Below are 17,528 nucleotides of genomic sequence, written 5' to 3'. Positions count from 1 at the left end.
GATGGCGGATCTGAAGGACCGTCCGGTGAAGACCGCGATGGCGTGGCGCCTGTCCACCCGAGCGGCACGGGGCTACGTACCGTTTCGATACCGAAGCCGTTATGAGCTGCGGAAACGCTCGCGGCCGAGGTGGCTCGCGGGTACGATCCGGCTCACGCCCTCCGGCGCCGTGACCCCGCGCGGTTGATGAGCAGGGCACGCTGCCCGGTCGGCGAAGTCTCGCGGGGTGTTTCGGTGGTCCCCGCGCACTCGGCACCGCGCGCCAGAGCTGTGGCGCGCACGCGGAAGGGCAGCGTCTTGGCGGATCGGCTCACCGGAGGAGACTCCTCCCTGCTGCGTCGGATCAACGCTGCGGTCACGTTGCGCGCACTGCGTGACGGCCAGTCGGTCACTCTCACTCAGCTGGTCGGCGACACCGGGCTGTCCCGGCCGACGGTCGAAGGGGTGATCGAGGGTCTGATGGAGTCCGGTCTGGTCGCCGAGGTCGAGCACACGCAGGACAACGGCCGTCAGCGCGGGCGGCCCGCACGCTGGTTCAGGTTCCGCGCCGAGGCCGGGCACATCCTGGGCGTCGAGGTCGGGGTGCACGACATCCGGGTGATCCTCGCCGATCTGACGGGTGAGGTGCTGGGCACCCACGCCAAGCCGGTGGGCGAGACGCTCGACGCCGACGAGCGGCTGAGCTGCGTCCGGACGACCGTCGCCGAGGTGCTGCGCAAGGCCGGGGTCTCCCGGGACAGCCTCTGGGCGGTCGCCGTCGGCACCCCCGGGATCGTCGACCGTGAGGGCACCGTCCGGCTCGGCACCGCGATCCCCGGCTGGACCGGCCTGGACCTGGGAGCCCGGCTGCGGCGCTCCTTCCGCTGCCCGGTGGTGATCGAGAACGACGCCAACCTGGCCGCCATCGCCGAGCACTGGCAGGGGGCGGCGGTCGGCAAGGGCGATGTGGTCTTCGTGATGGCCGGCCTGAGCCCCGGCGCAGGCTCGCTGATCAACGGCCGGCTGCACCGCGGCTTCGGCGGCGCGGCCGGCGAGATCGGCGCGCTGCACCTGCTCGGCCAGGAGGCCACGCCGGAGCGGCTGCTCTCCACCACCGGCAAGCCGCTCGACCCGCTGGACGAGGCGGCGGTGGCGCGGGTGCTGCGGCTGGCCCGGGAGGGGGACGAGGTCGCGCAGGTGGCCATGGACCGCTTCCTGCGGCGGCTGGTGCACGATGTGGCGGCGCTGGTCCTCGCGCTGGACCCGGAGTTGGTGGTGGTCGGCGGCTGGGCGGCCGGTCTCGACGGCGTACTGGAGCCGCTGCGGGAGCAGTTGGAGCTCTACTGCTTGCGGGCGCCGGAGGTCGCGCTGGCGTCGCTCGGCTCGGAGGTGGTCGCGATGGGCGCGCTTCGGGTGGCACTGGACCACGTCGAGGAACAGCTCTTCGCGGTCGACCCGCCCGGGGCCTCGGCACGCTGACGCCGGCTCGCCCCGAACATGCCTCGGGCCCGTACGCGAGATCTCTGTCGCGTACGGGCCCGAGGCCTTGGAGCCGTGTGGTCAGGAGGCGGTGCGGACGGCCCCGGCCTCGACCGGGGTGACCTCGACCAGGCCGGTCTCCCCGAAGGTCAGCTTGCAGGTGTCGGCGCGGTAGGTGGAGACGGCGAGCGCGACCAGCCGGCCGGCGGCGGCGTACTGGGTGGTGACCACCAGGACCGGGGTGCCCGGCGGGCGCTCCAGCAGGGTGGCCTCCTTGGCCTCGGCGACGCCGAGCTCGACCGAGCGGGACTCACCGTCGACACCGAGGCGGTCCAGCTGGCGCAGCACCGAGCGGGCCCGGTCGCTCTCCGCCGCCCCACCCACCACATGCGGGACGGCGGGCAGGAGCGGCACCGCCGAGTCCGGGACGTGCAGCGACTCGGCGGCCATGATCTGACCCTGCACCAGCCGCAGCCGGCGGACGGTGTGCACCGTCTCGCCCGGCGGGATGCCGAGGGCCAGCGCGAGCTGGGCGGAGGCCGGGGCGCTGACGCAGTCGACCGCGCGCCAGGCCTGGGTACGGGTGGTGCCGGGCCAGCCCTCCTCGCGACGGCTGACCGGGACGCCGACGCGCGGCGCGGCGATCAGCGTGCCGATGCCACGGCGGCGGACCAGTCGGCCCTCAAGCTCCAGCTGGTCGAGCGCCTGCCGGAGAGTGGCCCGCGCCACACCGAAGCGGGCGGCGAGCTCACGCTCGTTCGGAAGTACCTGGCCGGTGGAGAACTCCGAGTCGATGGTGCGCACCAGGACGGTACGCAGGTGCCAGTACTTCGGCTCCGGTGCTGCCGTGAGCTGTCCTTGCCCCACCGTGTCCTCCACCCTGAAGGAGTGCGGGCCTGCCCCGTGCCCCGGTGTTGCGGCAGGTGGGAGGGGCGGGCTTTATCCGTCCTTCTTTATTAAAGGTCTTTGCAGTAAGCGACCCTAGGGGGTGCCCGAGGAGATGGTCAAGACCAATGACGCAGTGCGGTCGGGCACACCCGCCGGGCCGCGCCGGTTACCCTTCCCCGGTGACTGTGGTGACGAGTGTCAATGTGAACGGTGTGAGGGCGGCCGCCAAGAAGGGCTTCCTCGAGTGGCTCTCCGCCACCCGGGCGGACGTGATCTGCCTGCAGGAGGTACGGTGCGAGCCCGGTCAGCTGCCCGTCGAGCTGCGGGAGCTGCCCGGCTGGCACGCGGTGTGGGCGCCCGCGGCGACGAAGGGGCGCGCGGGCGTCGCCTTGCTCTCGCGGAAAGCACCGGAGCGGACGGCGATCGGATTCGGATCCGCCGAATTCGACAATTCGGGCAGATATGTGGAAATCGACCTGCCGGGAATGACGGTGGCCAGCCTCTATCTCCCCTCGGGTGAGGTCGGTACGGAGCGCCAGGACGAGAAGGAACGCTTCATGGCGGAGTTCCTCGTCCACCTCACCGAGCTGCGCCAGCGCGCCGCCGAGGACGGCCGCGAGGTCGTGGTCTGCGGCGACTGGAACATCGCCCACCGCGAGGCCGACCTCAAGAACTGGAAGGCCAACCAGAAGAACGCCGGCTTCCTCCCCGAGGAGCGCGCCTGGCTCACCCGGGTCCTCGACGAGGCCGGCTACGTCGACGTCGTCCGCCAACTCCACCCCGACCAGGTCGGCCCCTACTCCTGGTGGTCCTACCGCGGCCGCGCTTTCGACAACGACTCGGGCTGGCGGATCGACTACCAGATCGCCTCCCCCGGCCTGGCCGAGCGGGCCGTCAAGGCCTACGTCGAGCGTGCCGCCACCCACGAGGAGCGCTGGTCCGACCATGCGCCGGTCACCGCGGTCTTCGACCACAGGTTCTGACCCTGGCCCGCTGTCCGTCCTGGCATGCTGAGTGCCCTCGCTCCTCGACGCCCTGCCGTCGGTCCACCGCCCATGCAACCCGCGCCAGCCTGACCCCACCGACCAGGACGCACTCTTCTGAGCTCACCTGGACATAAGTGTCTGGTGCTTCGAACTTTTCGCAGCCGACATCCTCTGCGCGAAGTCCGGATCGCGGTTACGTTGACGGGATCTGCTGTCAACCCGTCAGAGGTGGACGATGAAACCGAGGGTCCTGCTCCACGAGGTGAAGGGCGAGGGACCGCCGGTGGTCCTGGTGCCCGGCGGGCTCACCGGATGGGTGTCGTGGACACCGCTCGCGGACGCCCTGTCAGCGAGACGCAGGACCATCAGGGTGCAACCAATCCACAACGAGCTCGGCTCCGCCGGCGAGCGCGGCGACGCCGGATACACCGCGGCGATCGAGCGTGAATCGCTGCTCATGACCATGGACGCCCTCGGGATCGAGACCGCCGACTTCACGGGGTGGTCCGGCGGCGGGCGCGCCCTCATCGAGTTCGCCCTGGCCCATCCGGAGCGGGTGAGGACGCTGACGCTCGTGGAGCCCGCGGCGTACTGGATCCTCGACGGCCTCGGCGAGTCCGACCCCGAGGTCACCCGCTTGAACCAGTTCCTGCATGCGCTGGCCGGACAGGACGTGTGCGAGGACGACCTGGCCGAGTTCCTCGAACTCGCCGGACTCGCGCAATCGAAGGACCAGGCCCGCAACCACCCCGCCTGGCCGCGCTGGGTCCCGCACCGGATGGCCCTGTCCTGGAGCTCGGAGCAGGCCGACCGGCCCGACCGCGACGTCGCCGAACTCGCCGGCATCCGGTGCCCCGTCCTCCTGGTCCACGGCTCCGCGACCACCGACTGGCTCAAACGGGTCGTCGCCGTCCTCGACGAACGACTGCCCGATACCCGCATCCTCGAGCTGCCTGGCGACCACGCCTGTCACCTCGAGAACCCGGACGCATTCCTCGCTGCGTTGGAGCTACACCTGGAGTAAGCCGGCGGCGCCACCCACTCCGTCACCGGCCTCGTGACCTGGCTCGTGCTCGGTACGGTGCAGTGTCTGGCCAGCGGCCTGCGTGCGGCGCGTCAGTACTTCCGAGGGCGCCCACATCACCGGCCTCCACTACGTCTGCAACGCGGAGAAACTGAGCCGCGTCGTCGTCCTCGGTGGGGTGTCAGCGGCGGCGTCGATCGGCACCACGCGCCGGTTTGCGGCCTGGATGGCAGCACGCCCGTCGGCGGCGCCGCAACAGCCACCTCCACAGGCCGGCCGTTGCGGTCAACGCAGCAGCTGCGATCACCCACGGGTTGCCGAGCCACGCGGCGAGCGCGCCGGAGGCAGCGGCGATGATCAAGGCGGGCCCGGCGCAGCAGACGACCGCCGCGACGGCGGCCGCCACGAACAGGCCCAGCGGGCTGCTCGGGCCACGCGGGTCACGATGCGGGGTCCCGGTCGGCTCGGGCATCGGGCTCACCCGGGCTGTTCGATGCCGGTGGTCAGCAGTGGGCCGAAGATGGCGGTGCCGAGGCGCTCGGCCTGCGTCTGGGTGAGGATCTCGCCGCTGAGCCCCGGCCGGGCCTCGATCCAATGCGCGGCGGTGGCGCGGTCGGTGAAGAAGCGCAGGTACCCGCAGCACGCGGACGCAGCTGGTCCGCCTGCGGCACGTACACCGTGGGAGACCACCGCCGAGGCCGGCTGCCAGCGGGCCCGTCCGCCGGTGAACTCGACCCGGATGGGCCGGCCGGTGACGGGGTCGGTGGAGGTGATGTCCGCGTCGCGGCCGAGCATGACCGGGATGCCCAGCGCGTCGATCGCGCACATCGCCCACACCGAAGATCCGCCGGCGATGTGGACCACGTGATCGGTCTCGGTGGCCAAGAACGGGTACGCGGCCCGGATCCGGCCCGTCTCGTCCAGGGTGAGGAAGTCCTCGGCGGCCAGTTCCGCGAGCACCTGCGCGGCCGGCACGCCGTACGGCCGGGTAACCCGGTCCAGATCGGCGGCTTCGGGCGCACGGCCGACGACCGCGAACGATCGCAGCACGGCCTGCTGGACCGCCCGGTGTCCGCCCTCGACGGGGGCGAGCCTGCCCCGGCCACCCCGCCCGGCCGGGCCCGTCGACGGATCGGCGGCGGCTGGCGTGCCGGACTGACCGAGCACGCGCCGCAGCTCCTCGACGCTCGGGGCACCGTCCACGCGACCGTCCGCAGTGCGGTAGAGGCGGCAGGACACACTTGTCGGCGTGCCCGGTGCAGCGAACGGGTCGATCCCGTCGACCAGCAGCGTCGGCGAGCCACGCATCCCGAGTCGCCCAGCCGCCCCCTGGTCCTCGACCACACGGTGCAGCACCTCGACACCTGGACGGTCCGCCAGCACCACGGCAAGCCGCTCCTCCAGAACCGGGCCGTTCGGGCACTCCGGGACCGTCAGCATCTCCACCCGCACAGCCGGCACCTCCCTCGTCCTCCACTGCTGCCAACGCTAGACCTTCCATCGCACTGGAAGGTCAAGAGCTACCGTGGAGGCATGCGCATCGGAGCCCTCGCCGGAGCCACCGGCACCACGACCAAGACCCTGCGCTTCTACGAGCAGGCCGGGCTGCTGGACGCACCACCGCGCACACCCGGCGGCTACCGCGATTACCCGTCCCGGGCCGCCGCTCGGATCTCGTTCATCCGTGCTGCGCAGACCGCCGGCCTGAGCCTCGCCGAAATCCGCAGCGTGCTCGCAGTCCGCGACGGCGGCCAACCCCCGTGCGAGCACGTCACTGCGCTGCTCGCCGAGCACCTCGCCGACGTCGAGCGCCGCCTCGCCGAGCTTGCCGTGACCCGCGCAACGCTCCGCGACCTGGTCGACTCCGCCTCCGCCACGGACCCGGCCACCTGTACCGAGGGAGACATCTGCCGCATCATCACCGGCCGATGAGATCCGAGCGCTTGGTCCGAGCCTCCTCGGATCACCACTGCGGTCCCCATCGGCGACCTCCCCGCGCCCACCCGCCAGGTTCGCTGATGCGGGATTGCTCTTCAGCCTGCTCCCGACCGACAGCACCTTATGCCGGAAAGTCGACGGGCATGCCCCCGCGCAGACCGGGTCGCGGCCTGCACGCGGATTCAAGATCCCGGCGGCGTCAGGTCCTCAGCGCTGCGGGCGTGTGAAGCTGTCGCGCGCCCACTCGGCCCTGGAATGACGGATCACGCAGGCTTCCGCGTGATCGTTGATCAGCCCCATCGCCTGCACGCCCGGCGTCCGTTCTCTCAGGCGGTGAGTCGGAGCTCGAGGTCGCGCAGGTCCTTGGTGATCGAGCTACGGACCTGGCGCCCCATCAGGGGAGCCGCGAGCCGGAGGTACCCTCGCGCGTCTCCCCGGAGGTGCCGGCGGTGAGTGGACAGTGCGATCTCCCCGCGGGTCAGCGGCGCAGGTGGAAGGTGAGCAGGTCCGAGGCGGCCCCGTTGATCGTGGTGAGGGTGATGTCCACCTGCCCGTGGGCGCCGCTGAAACGCTCGGTGCCGCCGGTGACAGCGAAGGTGGAGTGCTCCATGTGGGCGAACTCCTCGCCGCCGGAGAAGACGAGGTTGCCGTCCGCAAGTCGGACCGTGCAGTCGAGGAGGTAGCTGCCGCCTTCGAGAAGCTGGACCCGGGTGAGCGAGTCGCCGATCTGGTGTCCGTCGCCCGGGTCGACGGCGGGCTCCTCGAACAGCAGGACGTCACCGGGCTTCATCGAGTTCGGGTCCCCGAACACCGGCGGCTGCTCGACCAGCGCCACCGCGACGGTGTACTCGCCGCGGCCGTGCCCGCCGTGACCGCGGTCCTGGGCGACCGCCGGAGTGGCCGCTCCCAAGCCGACCGCGAGCATCGCCGCAGCGGCGCAGGCGGACGCCGCGCGCAGCCCCAGTCCTCGGGAATGAGCCTTGATCATCTGTCAGTCCGTTCTGTATAGCCGATGGTCCGGATGCGGGGGTCGTCGTCAAGCTGCCCCTCCCCACTTTGCGGCCGTCAGACTTCGTGCCGGCGGCTCGAACACGACCGCCGCGAGGAGATTCACCCGCATGCCGGAGAGAGCCCCTGCCCCGCAGGCGAGCGGATCGGGAGGACCCCGCGGCGCGTCCTCCCTCGCCCGCAGAATCAGGAACTACGTCGTTTGCTGGAATGGCGCGAACAGCGATGACGACCCGTTCGGCGGACGGTGCAGAGCCAGCACGGACGACACCCCGTGGTAGACAAAACGGACAAGCCTCATCACGGGTGAAGGAGAGTCTCCGCATGCGTCCCTCACGCAAGCTCGTCGCCGTCGCCGGCCTGGCCTCACTCCTGGCTGTGACGGCCCAGGCCACCGCCTCGGCCTCCGCCCCCGACGAACTGCACACCTACCAGGTGACCTTGGAGAACCTGACGCATGGACAGCCGTTCTCGCCGCCCGTCGCCGCCACCACCCGGCACGGTGGCCCGCACATGTTCCAGGTCGGGCGGCTGGCGTCCAGAGAGCTCGAAGAGATCGCGGAGGACGGCAACGAGGTACCGATGTTCGACCTGTTCGGCGGCGCATCCGGGGTGACGGATGCGGTGGACGTCGGACGCCCGCTGACCCCGCAGGGCACCAGCAAGGGCGCGTTCGACGACCGGGTCACCTTCACCATCAAGGCCCACCGCGGCGACCGCCTGTCGCTGGCGACCATGCTGATCTGCACCAACGACGGCTTCCTCGGCCTGGACCACGTCCGCCTCCCGCTCAAGGGCCACCCGTCCGAGTTCCAGCTCAAGGGCTACGACGCCGGCACCGAGCGCAACACCGAGCGCACCGAGGACATCGTCGACCCGTGCAGCGCACTGGGCCCAGTCCAGCTCGCCGGCGACCCGAACGGCAATATCGACGACGCCGTCGACGAGACGCCCCACCAGCAGATCCGCCTGCACCCCGGCATCCAGGGCAACGGCGACCTCTGCCCCGAGCTGCACGGCTGGGAGAACCCGGTCGCGAAGGTGACCGTGGAGGAGATCGACGGCTGAGCCACGGTCAGCGGTCTGCTGCGAGCACCAGCTGCCGGGCGGTGCGCCCTTGCCTCCGGGGCATGGTCGCTCGTCCCCGCGTCCCGGGACCGGAGTGCCTGTGGGCCGGAGGCGCACTGCTGGGCCAGCTGCGGACCGCCCGCCTCGGCAGCCCGGCCCCTGCGACGGTACCCGTGGCCGGTGAGCAGGTGTAGCTGGTCAGAGAAGTCCGTACGGACCGCCGTCGGTCTGGCAGGCACGCTGGGCGGCGCGCAGCTGCTGGTCGGCAACGCCACCGAGATCGCCGACCGGCTGGGAGTGGCACGGACAGTATCGGGTTCACCCCCGCTCACAGTCGCCCTCGTGAAGGCCGGGCAGCAGAGGAAGGGCGAACAGTGTCGCGATCACGGCTGCTGGAGCCACTCCTCGAGCGCTGCGCGAGCCAGGAACCAGCCTGTAGGGAAGTCGGCCGTCGGCTCCGGTGCCGGCTCACCGGGCGAGGGAGCCGATGGCGGAAGGAGAAACGCGAACTTCTCGATCCCCGCAGCGTTGTACCGGGGGATGATCTCGTCCTGCCGCCACTGCGCGGTGTCGGGGTTCGGCGAGAAGGCAAACCGAGTCACATCGATCATCACGTGGCGTGGCCGGTGCTCTTCCGAGAGTTCGGCCAGCCGTTCCAGACTGCGCCGAAAGTCCTGGTCGGCCATCCTCTCGGTGGACTCGAACCACTCGAGCTCAAGCCTCCTGGCGGACGGATCGTGTGTGATCCGACCGAAATCGTCGCGGTCGAGTTCAGTCGTCATGCCAACTCCTCGGATCAACTGGAAATCCGTCGGCCAGGCTCTCTACCCAGCACCGCATCACGGCCCGCGCAGGCCCGCGCGTCGATCACCCACCCGGCTGCGGCCACGAACCGGATGCGTGGCCGTGCCGGCCGGCACGCGCGCCGGCCCGTCAGTGGGACGCCCGGCACACCTGGACTCTATGCGCTTTTCCAGGAGAGACCCGATGGGGCGCACCGAGTTGCGGGCAGCCCGGGCGCACCCATCCGGCTGAGCCTCATCGGCCGGGGACCTCTGCCTCGCCTCGGGCTCGGCGCGGCAGCGACGTCGGTGTCCCGCGCAGTGGGAGGCCCCCGAGAACCACCCGGACCGCGCTGACCACGTGGCGCGCCAGGGCGCCTGCCGTCACTTGGCTGCGGGCGTCAGGTCTGCGGAGCCGAAGCCCACGGAGAAGCGGCTGCACCAGATGACCGCGCTGTGGAACTGGGAGAGGTCGGTGCCGACTGGGATCGTGTAGTTCTGGTTGCCGCGATTGCCCTTGAGGTGGTCGAGCTCCACCGCGCCGTCGCCCAGGGTGTCGGCCTTCGACTCGGCGGCGGGCCGCTTGGAGAGATACACCCGCACATCGGGGCCCTCCGATGTCCGCAGGTCCTCCAGGCGCAGCACGATGCCGCCGTCGCTCAGCCGCACGACGCGTGCCGTACCGCTGGTGTCGTGCTCACCGGAGACGAAGCTGCCCCTCGCAAGCTCGACCGGGGCGGCCGCAGGCGTCGACGTGTTCCCCGGCGTGCCCTGCGTCTGGGCCACGGTCGGGGCTGAGCCGGCCGGCTTGTTATGGCCGCGTATTCGGCGAGGGGGCGGGCATCGGCGATGCAGGCGATCCGTGCGGCGAGAGTGGTCAGCTCGGGCGGCAGCAGGTCGGGGTCGGCGGTCACGTCGGTGATGCCGGATCAGCCTGTGAGGAACGGAGTGGCGATGTCGCGCGCAAAGTCGGCGAACCCGCGGGCCTCACGACCGGTCAGTTCCCCGAACGTCTCGGTGGTGTGTGAGTTCACGCCCGCTCGGAGGGACTGGAACACGGCCACGATCTGCTCGGCCAGCCAGGCCGGCACACCGCCCTCGGCCAAGCCCGCAAGAGCCGCGTCGTCCGGCACGTCGACGTACTCGATCGCACGGCCCAGGGCAGCGGACAGTTGCTCGGCGACGTCCGCATGGGTGATCGCCTCAGGCCCGGTGATCAGGCAGGTCTGCCCGTCATGCCCGCCCGCCGTGAGGACGGCGGCTGCCGCGGCGGCGACATCGCGCGGATCGATCATGGCCACGTGCGCCTCGCCGGCGGGCAGGAAGAACTTTCCGGTCCGGGCGATGGTCTCCGCCGAACCCAGGATGTTGGACATCAGATAGCTGGACTGAAGGATCACAGCCGGTACGCCGCAGGCGCGCAGGTGCTGTTCGATACGGCCGTGCTGGTCGGCGAACGCCGCCGGTGCGCCGGCCTTCGCCCCGACTGTGGAGAGCATGACGATCCGCCCCACGTGCTCGGCGGCGGCCGCGTCGATGACGTTCGTCTCGTACTCGACCTGCCGAGGATCGTTGCCGCACATCAGAAAGACGGCGTCGACCCCGGGCAGGGCCCGCCGGATCGAGTCGGGCTCGGCGAAGTCGCCGGCCGCGATCTCGACATCGCCGCCGAGGACGGCGACGGCTCGATCCGGATCGCGCACGAACGCACGTACGAGGACCTCGCTGTCTCGAAGCTCCGCGACCACTTTCGATCCGACGTTTCCCGTCGCCCCGGTCACCAGGACTCTCGTCATCGCAGGTAACTCCTCATGAGGGCCGGCAGCATCGGCCACACTGCCAGGACAGCAGGTCAGACCGGCGCGTTCTCCATCCAGTGGTCGGGGCCCGGGTCGCCGCCCTCGGCGCGTACGGCCAGCCGCTCGACGTAGTGGGCCCAGCCCTGCTCGTGGGGCGCGCGGGCCTGCGCCGGGAGGTCATGGTGGACCAGGCGCAGCAGGGTGCCCTCGCCGTCCGGGTGCAGGGTGATCTCGACGGTGGTGGAGCCGGGCGGGACGGGCATGCCGCCGGTCTCCCAGCCCCAGGTGAAGACCACGCGCTTGGGCGGGTCGAGCTCGAGGAAGCGGCCGGCGGCGTGATTGTCACCGGTGACGTTGGTCCGGTAGGCGCCGCCGGGTTCGAAGGAGAACTCGCCGTCCTTGCCCATCCAGGAGAGCCAGCGCTCGCGGTCGGTGAAGAAGGAGAACACCGTCTCGGGACGCGCGGCGATCCTCCGCTCGACGGTCACCGGTTCTGCGGTCATCAGGTCGTGCCCTTCTCCTGCGCTGCGCGTTCGGCCTGTTCGGCGAGGTCGGCCAGCGTGTCGAGCCTGGCGGCCCACATGGCCTGCAGGTAGTCGGCGAGCGGCCCCATGGCCGCCCGGTCGGCCCGGTAGTAGCGCTTGCGGCCTTCCTGGCGCAGCGTAACCAGGCCGGAGTCCCTCAGCACCTTCAGATGCTGGGACACGGCGCCGAAGGTGACGTCGAACTGCTCGGCGATCTCGCCCGCGGACAGCTCGGTGTCCCAGACCAGTCGCAGGATCTCGCGCCGCCTGGGCTCGGCGACCGCTTGCACCGCTTCCATGAGCCTCATTTTAGCCATGGCTTGAACTTGCCACCGCGCCCGCTGTCGTTTTAGTGTTGACTAAAGCGATGAGAAAGGGGCACTGCCATGGCGGACATCGCGATGCAGCTGCACATCGAGGCCGACGCGGACACCGTGTACGCGGCGATCTCCACCACCGAGGGCATCCGGAGCTGGTTCACCACGACCGCCACAGCCAGTGACGCTCTGCACGAGCTGTCCTTCCTCGGCGTGCCGGAGCCGTGGCGGCTGCGCGTCACTGAGGCCGAGCGCGGCAAGCGGCTCGTCCTGGCGGGTGAGAACGGCCCCTGGGCCGGCACCGAGCAGGCCTACGAGCTGCTGCCGGAGGCCGCGGGCGGCGTGGTCCTCCGCTTCACCCACAGCGGCTTCCCAGCCGTCGACGACGCCTATCGCAACTTCACCTACGGCTGGGCGACCAAGTTCGTGCAGCTCAAGGCCTACGCCGAGACCGGCGAGCCGTCCCCGTTCTTCACCGGCTGACCTAACCCCCCACGAGAGAGACCGCCATGCATACCGCCATTCAGGAATTCGCTGCCGCCTTCGCCGAGACCGCCTCGGCCGTACGGGTCGAGCAGCTCTCCGACCGCACCCCGTGCAAGAAATTCACCGTCGCCGAGCTGCTGGACCACCTCGCCGGCGTCCTTCCGTCCTCCGAGCGCGCGGCCCGCAAGCTGCCGCAGCCGGTAGCCGGTGACCCCGCGCCGGCCACCCCGGCGGCCGTGGCCGGGTACGCGATGAGCGCGGCGGCCGCGTGGGCCGACCCGGCCGCGTACGAGGGCCTGACCGAGTTCGGCCCCGGTGAGATGCCCGCCGACTTCGCCGCCGCGATCACCCTCCAGGAGCTCGCCCTGCACGGCTGGGACCTGGCCACTGCCACAGGCCGGCGCTTCACCGTCGGCGACGACTCCGCGAAGGCCGCGCTCGCCGTCGTCGAGCAGATCGCGGAGAACGCCCGCGCCACCGACGCCTACGGCGAGCCCGTGGCCGTACCGGCCGATGCGAGCGCCTTTGACCGCGCGCTGGCCGCCAGCGGCAGGAATCCTGGCTGGAGCGCCTGACCTGCCCGGCGCGGGTGAGCGGCGACGAGACGAGGAAGCAGCGATGACGATCGATGAGACGGCGCAGCGGGTGATCCCGCTCCCGCCCGAGCAGGTGGCCGCGTACGCCATGGACTGGCGCCACGACCACGAGTGGACGCAGGGCATTCGGACAGCGGAGCTCACCCGGGAGGCCGACGGCGGAGGCTTCGGCGTCGGTGCCGAGGTCACGCGCACCGCGTACTTCCTGGGCAAGCGGATCGACTACGTCCTACGGGTGGCCCGGCACGACCCGCCCACGCTGCTCGACATGGTGTCGGTGGCCGGTCCGATGCCGATGCACGTCACCTATTCCTTCACCCCGGACGCCGGCGGCACGCTCGCCCGGATCCAGGTGCAGGGCGACGCGGGCGGCTACTACCGGCTCGCCGCGCCCCTCATGGCGCGCAAGGTCCGCTCCTCCCTGACCAAGGACCTGCGCGACCTCGAACACAGGCTCACCCCAGCACCATGACCCCCGATCCCCACACCACGCACCGCACCACCCTGAGCACAAGGAGCACGACGATGTCCGAAATCGCCTTCCAGGTCGAGATCGCGGCCGACCGCAAGACCGTCTACGAGGCCCTGAACACGCACGACGGCCTGACGGGGTGGTGGACAAACGGCGTCGACCGCAAGGACGAGATCCTCCTCTTCGACTTCCCCATGGTCCCCGAGCCCTTCCAACTGCGCCGCGACGAGGCCACCGAGAGTCGCGTCGCCTGGACCTCCATCGGGGCCTTCCCGCCCCACTGGTCCGACACCACGATCACCTGGGAGCTCTCCGACAGCCCGGAGCTGGACGGCGGCACCCGCATGCTCTTCCACCACCGGGGCTGGCAGGACGGCGACCCCGGCCTGCCGCCGGCCGCCTACACCTGGGGCCAGCTGATGACCCGACTCAAGGAGTACGCCGAAACCGGCGTGCCGCAGCCGCTGTTCACCCTCTGAGAGGCTGCCATGGCCATCGACGAAGGCCTTGCCCAGCGGATCCGCGAACAGCTGGGCGAGGTCCCCGGCCTCACCGAGAAACGCATGTTCGGAGGCCTGGCGTTCCTCATGAACGGCAACATGGCCGTCGGAGTCCACAACGACGAACTCATCGTCAGGATCGGCCCCGACGACACGGACGCGGCCCTGGCTCGCCCGGGCGTCCGCCTCTTCGACATCACCGGGCGCCCGATGCGCGGCTGGGTCCTCGTCGACTCCTCCGCCCTCACCGAGGACGCGACCCTCCGCGACTGGATCGACCGAGGCCGCAGCTTCGCGGCGACCCTGCCACCCAAGTAGCGGGCCTTGGGCGAATACGGCCTCGCCCGGGTCCGCCGGCGAGGCCACCGAGGTCCGGCACACGCGCCTCCATGACACGGTCACCGCTCTCGGTTGGCGAGTCAGTCCTCGTCGGTGTGGCGCTCGTCAGCCGCACCGCGGTCTTGAAACGCGCGATGCGCCAGGGCCTCTGCTGTCACTTGGCTGCGGGCGTCAGATCTGCGGCGCCGAAGCCCACGGAGAAGCGGCTGCACCAGATGACCGCGCTGTGGAACTGGGAGAGGTCGGTGCCGACTGGGATCGTGTAGTTCTGGTTGCCGCGATTGCCCTTGAGGTGGTCGAGCTCCACCGCGCCGTCGCCCAGGGTGTCGGCCTTCGACTCGGCGGCGGGCCGCTTGGAGAGATACACCCGCACGTCGGGGCCCTCCGATGTCCGCAGGTCCTCCAGGCGCAGCACGATGCCGCCGTCGCTCAGCCGCACGACGCGTGCCGTACCGCTGGTGTCGTGCTCACCGGAGACGAAGCTGCCCCTCGCAAGCTCGACCGGGGCGGCCGCAGGCGTCGACGTGTTCCCCGGCGTGCCCTGCGTCTGGGCCACGGTCGGGGCTGAGCCGGCCGGCCGGCTTGTTGCCGCAGCGGTGGTGGCGGGGGCCGGCAGGGCCTCGTCGACCGTGGTGCTCGTGAACGCCTTCCACGGCTGGAACAGGTAGAAGCCGCCGCCGGCGCCCGCCAGGACGAGCACCGTCATCAGGACCAGCAGGTTGCGCGGGATCCTGCCGAGCAGCGGAACACGGTCGAGCATCACAGCCTCCACAAGCCATCACCACGGTGTCGTGCCTGCTCATGGATACACCACGTCAGAGCAGGTCAGCACCATCATGAGCGCGCTGTAAGACTCCGATAATGCGGTGACGTCGCACGAACCGGTTCTCCTCCGCGGGCGGGGCTTCGGCTGCCGGGTCATTCATGATTGTTCGCGGCCTCGTTCGGCGATGAGCAGTGCGTAGCCGAGTGTGCCGTCGGCGACGGCGGTTCGGGCCGCCGCAAGGACGGTCGCGGTCGCGTCGGGGCTCAGGCCGGTGGAGGTGAGTGCGCCTGGGGCGGTCATCTTGAGCAGGCCGAGCCGGGCTTCGATCTGGTCGATCATGCGGGTCAGGGCGGTGTCGTGCCGCTCGGTCAGGATCACGCCCAGCCCTACGGCCTTCAGGATGGCCGCGTAATCGGCGAGGGGGCGGGCGTCGGCGATGCATGCGATCCGTGCGGCGGGGGTGGTCAGTTCGGGGGGCAGCCGGTCGGGGTCGGCGGTCACGTCGGTGATGCCGAGTCTGCCGCCCGGGCGCAGGACCCGGGTGAACTCGGCTGCGGCGGCCGTCTTGTCGGGGAAGGTGCAGAGTGCACATTCGGAGAGCACGGCGTCGAAGGTGTCGGCCGGGTACGGGAGTTGCTCGGCGTCACCGTGTGTGAAGGTGGCCCGGTGGCTCAGCTCCAGGGCCTCGGCGGTGGCCTGTGCGCGGGCGATGTTGGTGGCGGAGTAGTCCAGGCCGTCCACCTGGAGGCGGTAGGCGTCGGCGAGCAGCAGGGCGCTAGTGCCTCGGCCGCAGGCGACGTCGAGGACCCGGCTGCCGGCGGTGAGGCCGAGGGCATCGACGAGGCGGCGGGTCAGGGCGGTGCCGCCAGGGTGATAGGAGTCGCCGAGGATCTGGGCGACGGCGTCGCAGGAGTACGCGGCGGCGCAGCACGCCTTCATCTCCTCGCCCTTCATGAGTTGCCGCCGTCGGCGCGCGCGATCTTCGAGCCGTACGGGGAGTCGGCGAGGACGGGTGCCAGGGGCAGGGCGTTGGGGACGACGTCGGCGACAGGGACGCCGGACATCTGGGCGCGGATCTGTTCGCGGTAGCCGACGGAGTTGTAGGCGCAGAAGGGGATGAGCCGGCCGTCGGGGGTGATCTCCTCGACGCAGCACTTCATCAGCTGTTTGACGTTGAGGGTGTAGGGGTCCTGAAAGTCCTGAACGACGATCATGAATGCCTTGTCCTTCAGGTCCCGGATGGCGGCGGGCAGGTCGACGCCGCAGGACTGCGCGCAGTCGAGCGCCTCGGCGGCGGCCCGGAGCTTGGCCTCTGTGATGGCGGTGCCCATGAAGGCGGAGGCGGACCAGAGCTTCTCCAGTGCCTCGCGGATCCCGGCGTCCGGCAGGACCCTGTTTGCGACGTAGTCGAGGTAGTCCTCCATCTGGACCAGGCGCGGAAGGGGGACGACGGCAGGATTGCCGGGTTCACCGTCGGTCAGCAGATAGGTGATGGACCGGCAGGTCGGGAAGCAGCACGGTACCGGGAAGAAGTCCTCTCGCTTGATCCACTGCGGTAGCTGAGCTGCCATCAGTTTGATGACGTCCGGATTGGTGAGCCGGTTCAGCGGGTCGAAGGCGAGGTGCCGCCCGGAGTGGGTGACCGGCTGGAACACGACGGCGCGCACGGCCGGATGGTCGAGGCCGAACTCGACGATCGGGCCCACCTCGTGCTCGTTCAGTCCACGCTCGACGGCGGCGGCCAGGCTGACGTACAGGCCGGCCTCGGCGCAGTTGTCCAGCGCCTGCTGCTTGAATCGCCGCAGGTCGCGGCCACGGATCTCGACATGGGTGCGCTCGTCGAAGCCGTCGAACTGCAGGTAGACGGTGACGGTCTTGCCCGGGGTGCGGTTGCGCTCGCCGAGTTCGGCGACGAAGCGCTTGTCGGTGGCGATGCGGATGCCGTTGGTGTTGAGGGCTACGTTGCGGATCGGGCGCTCAAGGGCGAGGTCGATGAAGTCCAGGATGTGCTGGTGGATGGTGGGTTCGCCGCCGGAGAACATCACCACCTCCGGCTCGCCCTCGCTCTCGACGAAGACGTCCAGCATCGTGGCGCACTGCTCGTGTGTGATCGAGTAACCGTCGCTCTGGTGTCCGGAGTCGGCGAAGCAGATCGGGCAGTCGAGGTTGCAGCCGGTGTTCACCTCGATGATGCCCAGGCAGGCGTGCTGCTTGTGCTCCGGGCACAGCCCGCAGTCGGTGGGGCAGCCGTCCTTCACCTCGGTCTGGAAGGTCAGCGGGATCGTCCCTGGCTTGTTGAACCGCGCCGAGGCGAGGTACTCCTGCGCGTCCCCGTAGACGAGGGCCTCGAACTCGCCATGTTCCTTGCAGCGTTTGCGCAGATACACCTTGTCGTCGCGGAGGTTGACCTGCGCGTCGATCGGTGTCTTGCACACCGGGCAGATGGACTTGGTGAACTCCACGAACACCTCGTCCCGATCGCGCTTCCCACTCGCCCGTTGGGTTGTTCCGTCCACGGTCATCGCGTCTCCACGGTCTCGTCGTGTTCGTGCCGGCCGCGCCCCGGGGGCGCTGTGC

22 protein-coding genes are annotated in these 17,528 nt (G+C 70.5%); 11 read left to right on the top strand and 11 right to left on the bottom strand.

The window, feature by feature from the left end; genetic code table 11:
- The first annotated feature begins 297 nt into the window (after window positions 1-297).
- Entirely contained in the window at window positions 298-1,458 is a 1,161-nt protein-coding gene (locus FB465_RS32490; protein WP_246193004.1) for an ROK family protein, read from the top strand.
- An 81-nt stretch (window positions 1,459-1,539) separates the two neighbouring features.
- Here the strand turns inward: FB465_RS32490 and FB465_RS32485 are convergent, their stop codons facing one another.
- Window positions 1,540-2,325, bottom strand: coding sequence for a GntR family transcriptional regulator (locus FB465_RS32485; RefSeq protein ID WP_145796347.1), 786 nt, complete (start codon window positions 2,323-2,325; stop codon window positions 1,540-1,542).
- A gap of 200 nt (window positions 2,326-2,525) precedes the next feature.
- Here FB465_RS32485 and FB465_RS32480 point away from each other — a divergent pair, with 200 nt between their 5' ends.
- On the top strand, window positions 2,526-3,329 hold the full coding sequence (locus FB465_RS32480) for an exodeoxyribonuclease III (protein WP_145796345.1): 804 nt from the start codon (window positions 2,526-2,528) through the stop codon (window positions 3,327-3,329).
- A 238-nt stretch (window positions 3,330-3,567) separates the two neighbouring features.
- The gene (locus FB465_RS32475) at window positions 3,568-4,356 is read left to right on the top strand and encodes an alpha/beta fold hydrolase (RefSeq protein WP_145796343.1); all 789 of its coding nucleotides are present in this window, start codon (window positions 3,568-3,570) and stop codon (window positions 4,354-4,356) included.
- Between the two features lie 477 nt (window positions 4,357-4,833).
- Here FB465_RS32475 and FB465_RS32470 read toward each other — a convergent pair whose 3' ends face one another.
- Window positions 4,834-5,817 (bottom strand): alkylmercury lyase family protein, encoded by a 984-nt coding sequence (locus FB465_RS32470; RefSeq protein WP_246193002.1) that lies wholly within the window; start codon window positions 5,815-5,817, stop codon window positions 4,834-4,836.
- Between the two features lie 72 nt (window positions 5,818-5,889).
- Between FB465_RS32470 and FB465_RS32465 the strand changes: the two genes are divergently transcribed.
- Complete coding sequence (locus tag FB465_RS32465) at window positions 5,890-6,288, top strand: heavy metal-responsive transcriptional regulator (protein ID WP_145796341.1); 399 nt, start codon at window positions 5,890-5,892, stop codon at window positions 6,286-6,288.
- 484 nt (window positions 6,289-6,772) lie between these two features.
- Here the strand turns inward: FB465_RS32465 and FB465_RS32455 are convergent, their stop codons facing one another.
- Window positions 6,773-7,282, bottom strand: coding sequence for a hypothetical protein (locus FB465_RS32455; RefSeq protein WP_145796338.1), 510 nt, complete (start codon window positions 7,280-7,282; stop codon window positions 6,773-6,775).
- 344 nt (window positions 7,283-7,626) lie between these two features.
- Between FB465_RS32455 and FB465_RS32450 the strand changes: the two genes are divergently transcribed.
- Together FB465_RS32450 and FB465_RS37610 are read left to right on the top strand one after the other, a co-directional pair.
- A complete protein-coding gene (locus FB465_RS32450; RefSeq protein ID WP_145796336.1) occupies window positions 7,627-8,370 on the top strand; it encodes a spondin domain-containing protein in 744 nt (247 codons plus the stop codon).
- Between the two features lie 62 nt (window positions 8,371-8,432).
- Window positions 8,433-8,564 carry a hypothetical protein gene (locus FB465_RS37610; RefSeq protein WP_281292370.1) on the top strand — a complete coding sequence of 44 codons (132 nt, stop codon included), beginning with the start codon at window positions 8,433-8,435 and terminating at the stop codon, window positions 8,562-8,564.
- A 189-nt stretch (window positions 8,565-8,753) separates the two neighbouring features.
- On the opposite strand, the gene FB465_RS32445 is transcribed toward FB465_RS37610, so the two are convergent.
- The 5 genes from FB465_RS32445 to FB465_RS32420 form a co-directional block, all read right to left on the bottom strand.
- Window positions 8,754-9,152: a hypothetical protein gene (locus FB465_RS32445; RefSeq protein WP_145796334.1), complete on the bottom strand. Its 399-nt coding sequence runs from the start codon at window positions 9,150-9,152 to the stop codon at window positions 8,754-8,756.
- A gap of 384 nt (window positions 9,153-9,536) precedes the next feature.
- Complete coding sequence (locus FB465_RS32440; protein WP_170290735.1) at window positions 9,537-9,938, bottom strand: DM13 domain-containing protein; 402 nt, start codon at window positions 9,936-9,938, stop codon at window positions 9,537-9,539.
- Window positions 9,939-10,081: 143 nt separating this feature from the next.
- Window positions 10,082-10,948: an NmrA family NAD(P)-binding protein gene (locus tag FB465_RS32430; RefSeq protein ID WP_145796331.1), complete on the bottom strand. Its 867-nt coding sequence runs from the start codon at window positions 10,946-10,948 to the stop codon at window positions 10,082-10,084.
- Window positions 10,949-11,004: 56 nt separating this feature from the next.
- Complete coding sequence (locus tag FB465_RS32425; protein WP_145796329.1) at window positions 11,005-11,454, bottom strand: SRPBCC family protein; 450 nt, start codon at window positions 11,452-11,454, stop codon at window positions 11,005-11,007.
- Entirely contained in the window at window positions 11,454-11,774 is a 321-nt protein-coding gene (locus FB465_RS32420; RefSeq protein ID WP_145796327.1) for an ArsR/SmtB family transcription factor, read from the bottom strand. Before FB465_RS32420 ends, FB465_RS32425 begins: the two co-directional genes overlap by 1 nt.
- An 87-nt stretch (window positions 11,775-11,861) precedes the next feature.
- On the opposite strand from FB465_RS32420, the gene FB465_RS32415 reads away from it, so the two are divergent.
- The 5 genes from FB465_RS32415 to FB465_RS32395 are packed head-to-tail and all read left to right on the top strand — an operon-like array spanning window position 11,862 to window position 14,164.
- Window positions 11,862-12,275, top strand: coding sequence for an SRPBCC family protein (locus FB465_RS32415; RefSeq protein WP_145796325.1), 414 nt, complete (start codon window positions 11,862-11,864; stop codon window positions 12,273-12,275).
- Window positions 12,276-12,301: 26 nt separating this feature from the next.
- Window positions 12,302-12,853, top strand: coding sequence for a TIGR03086 family metal-binding protein (locus FB465_RS32410; protein ID WP_145796323.1), 552 nt, complete (start codon window positions 12,302-12,304; stop codon window positions 12,851-12,853).
- Between the two features lie 43 nt (window positions 12,854-12,896).
- Entirely contained in the window at window positions 12,897-13,346 is a 450-nt protein-coding gene (locus FB465_RS32405) for an SRPBCC family protein (RefSeq protein ID WP_145796321.1), read from the top strand.
- 53 nt (window positions 13,347-13,399) lie between these two features.
- Window positions 13,400-13,825, top strand: coding sequence for an SRPBCC family protein (locus FB465_RS32400; protein WP_145796319.1), 426 nt, complete (start codon window positions 13,400-13,402; stop codon window positions 13,823-13,825).
- A gap of 9 nt (window positions 13,826-13,834) precedes the next feature.
- A complete protein-coding gene (locus FB465_RS32395) occupies window positions 13,835-14,164 on the top strand; it encodes a TfoX/Sxy family protein (protein WP_145796317.1) in 330 nt (109 codons plus the stop codon).
- Window positions 14,165-14,339: 175 nt separating this feature from the next.
- Here FB465_RS32395 and FB465_RS32390 read toward each other — a convergent pair whose 3' ends face one another.
- From FB465_RS32390 to FB465_RS32380, 3 genes are all read right to left on the bottom strand, one after another.
- Window positions 14,340-14,945 carry a DM13 domain-containing protein gene (locus FB465_RS32390; protein ID WP_211785901.1) on the bottom strand — a complete coding sequence of 202 codons (606 nt, stop codon included), beginning with the start codon at window positions 14,943-14,945 and terminating at the stop codon, window positions 14,340-14,342.
- Between the two features lie 162 nt (window positions 14,946-15,107).
- Window positions 15,108-15,905, bottom strand: coding sequence for a class I SAM-dependent methyltransferase (locus tag FB465_RS32385; RefSeq protein WP_145796315.1), 798 nt, complete (start codon window positions 15,903-15,905; stop codon window positions 15,108-15,110).
- Window positions 15,902-17,467 (bottom strand): radical SAM protein, encoded by a 1,566-nt coding sequence (locus FB465_RS32380; RefSeq protein ID WP_246193000.1) that lies wholly within the window; start codon window positions 17,465-17,467, stop codon window positions 15,902-15,904. Before FB465_RS32380 ends, FB465_RS32385 begins: the two co-directional genes overlap by 4 nt.
- Window positions 17,468-17,528: the final 61 nt, after the last annotated feature.

The organism is Kitasatospora atroaurantiaca, assembly GCF_007828955.1.
Classification (GTDB): Bacteria; Actinomycetota; Actinomycetes; order Streptomycetales; family Streptomycetaceae; genus Kitasatospora; species Kitasatospora atroaurantiaca.
The sequence above is the reverse complement of the archived record's forward strand: the minus strand, read 5'-3'. Positions and strand labels throughout refer to the sequence as shown.

Excerpts from the sequence above, each read along its gene's own strand:
- FB465_RS32420 (WP_145796327.1), bottom strand. The coding sequence starts at position 11,774 with ATGGAAGCGGTGCAAGCGGTCGCCGAGCCCAGGCGGCGCGAGATCCTG.
- FB465_RS32475 (WP_145796343.1), top strand. The coding sequence starts at position 3,568 with ATGAAACCGAGGGTCCTGCTCCACGAGGTGAAGGGCGAGGGACCGCCG.
- FB465_RS32425 (WP_145796329.1), bottom strand. The coding sequence starts at position 11,454 with ATGACCGCAGAACCGGTGACCGTCGAGCGGAGGATCGCCGCGCGTCCC.
- FB465_RS32395 (WP_145796317.1), top strand. The coding sequence starts at position 13,835 with ATGGCCATCGACGAAGGCCTTGCCCAGCGGATCCGCGAACAGCTGGGC.
- FB465_RS32385 (WP_145796315.1), bottom strand. The coding sequence starts at position 15,905 with ATGAAGGGCGAGGAGATGAAGGCGTGCTGCGCCGCCGCGTACTCCTGC.
- FB465_RS32450 (WP_145796336.1), top strand. The coding sequence starts at position 7,627 with ATGCGTCCCTCACGCAAGCTCGTCGCCGTCGCCGGCCTGGCCTCACTC.
- FB465_RS32465 (WP_145796341.1), top strand. The coding sequence starts at position 5,890 with ATGCGCATCGGAGCCCTCGCCGGAGCCACCGGCACCACGACCAAGACC.
- FB465_RS32400 (WP_145796319.1), top strand. The coding sequence starts at position 13,400 with ATGTCCGAAATCGCCTTCCAGGTCGAGATCGCGGCCGACCGCAAGACC.
- FB465_RS32445 (WP_145796334.1), bottom strand. The coding sequence starts at position 9,152 with ATGACGACTGAACTCGACCGCGACGATTTCGGTCGGATCACACACGAT.
- FB465_RS37610 (WP_281292370.1), top strand. The coding sequence starts at position 8,433 with ATGGTCGCTCGTCCCCGCGTCCCGGGACCGGAGTGCCTGTGGGCCGGA.
- FB465_RS32430 (WP_145796331.1), bottom strand. The coding sequence starts at position 10,948 with ATGACGAGAGTCCTGGTGACCGGGGCGACGGGAAACGTCGGATCGAAA.
- FB465_RS32405 (WP_145796321.1), top strand. The coding sequence starts at position 12,897 with ATGACGATCGATGAGACGGCGCAGCGGGTGATCCCGCTCCCGCCCGAG.
- FB465_RS32455 (WP_145796338.1), bottom strand. The coding sequence starts at position 7,282 with ATGATCAAGGCTCATTCCCGAGGACTGGGGCTGCGCGCGGCGTCCGCC.
- FB465_RS32410 (WP_145796323.1), top strand. The coding sequence starts at position 12,302 with ATGCATACCGCCATTCAGGAATTCGCTGCCGCCTTCGCCGAGACCGCC.
- FB465_RS32415 (WP_145796325.1), top strand. The coding sequence starts at position 11,862 with ATGGCGGACATCGCGATGCAGCTGCACATCGAGGCCGACGCGGACACC.
- FB465_RS32390 (WP_211785901.1), bottom strand. The coding sequence starts at position 14,945 with ATGCTCGACCGTGTTCCGCTGCTCGGCAGGATCCCGCGCAACCTGCTG.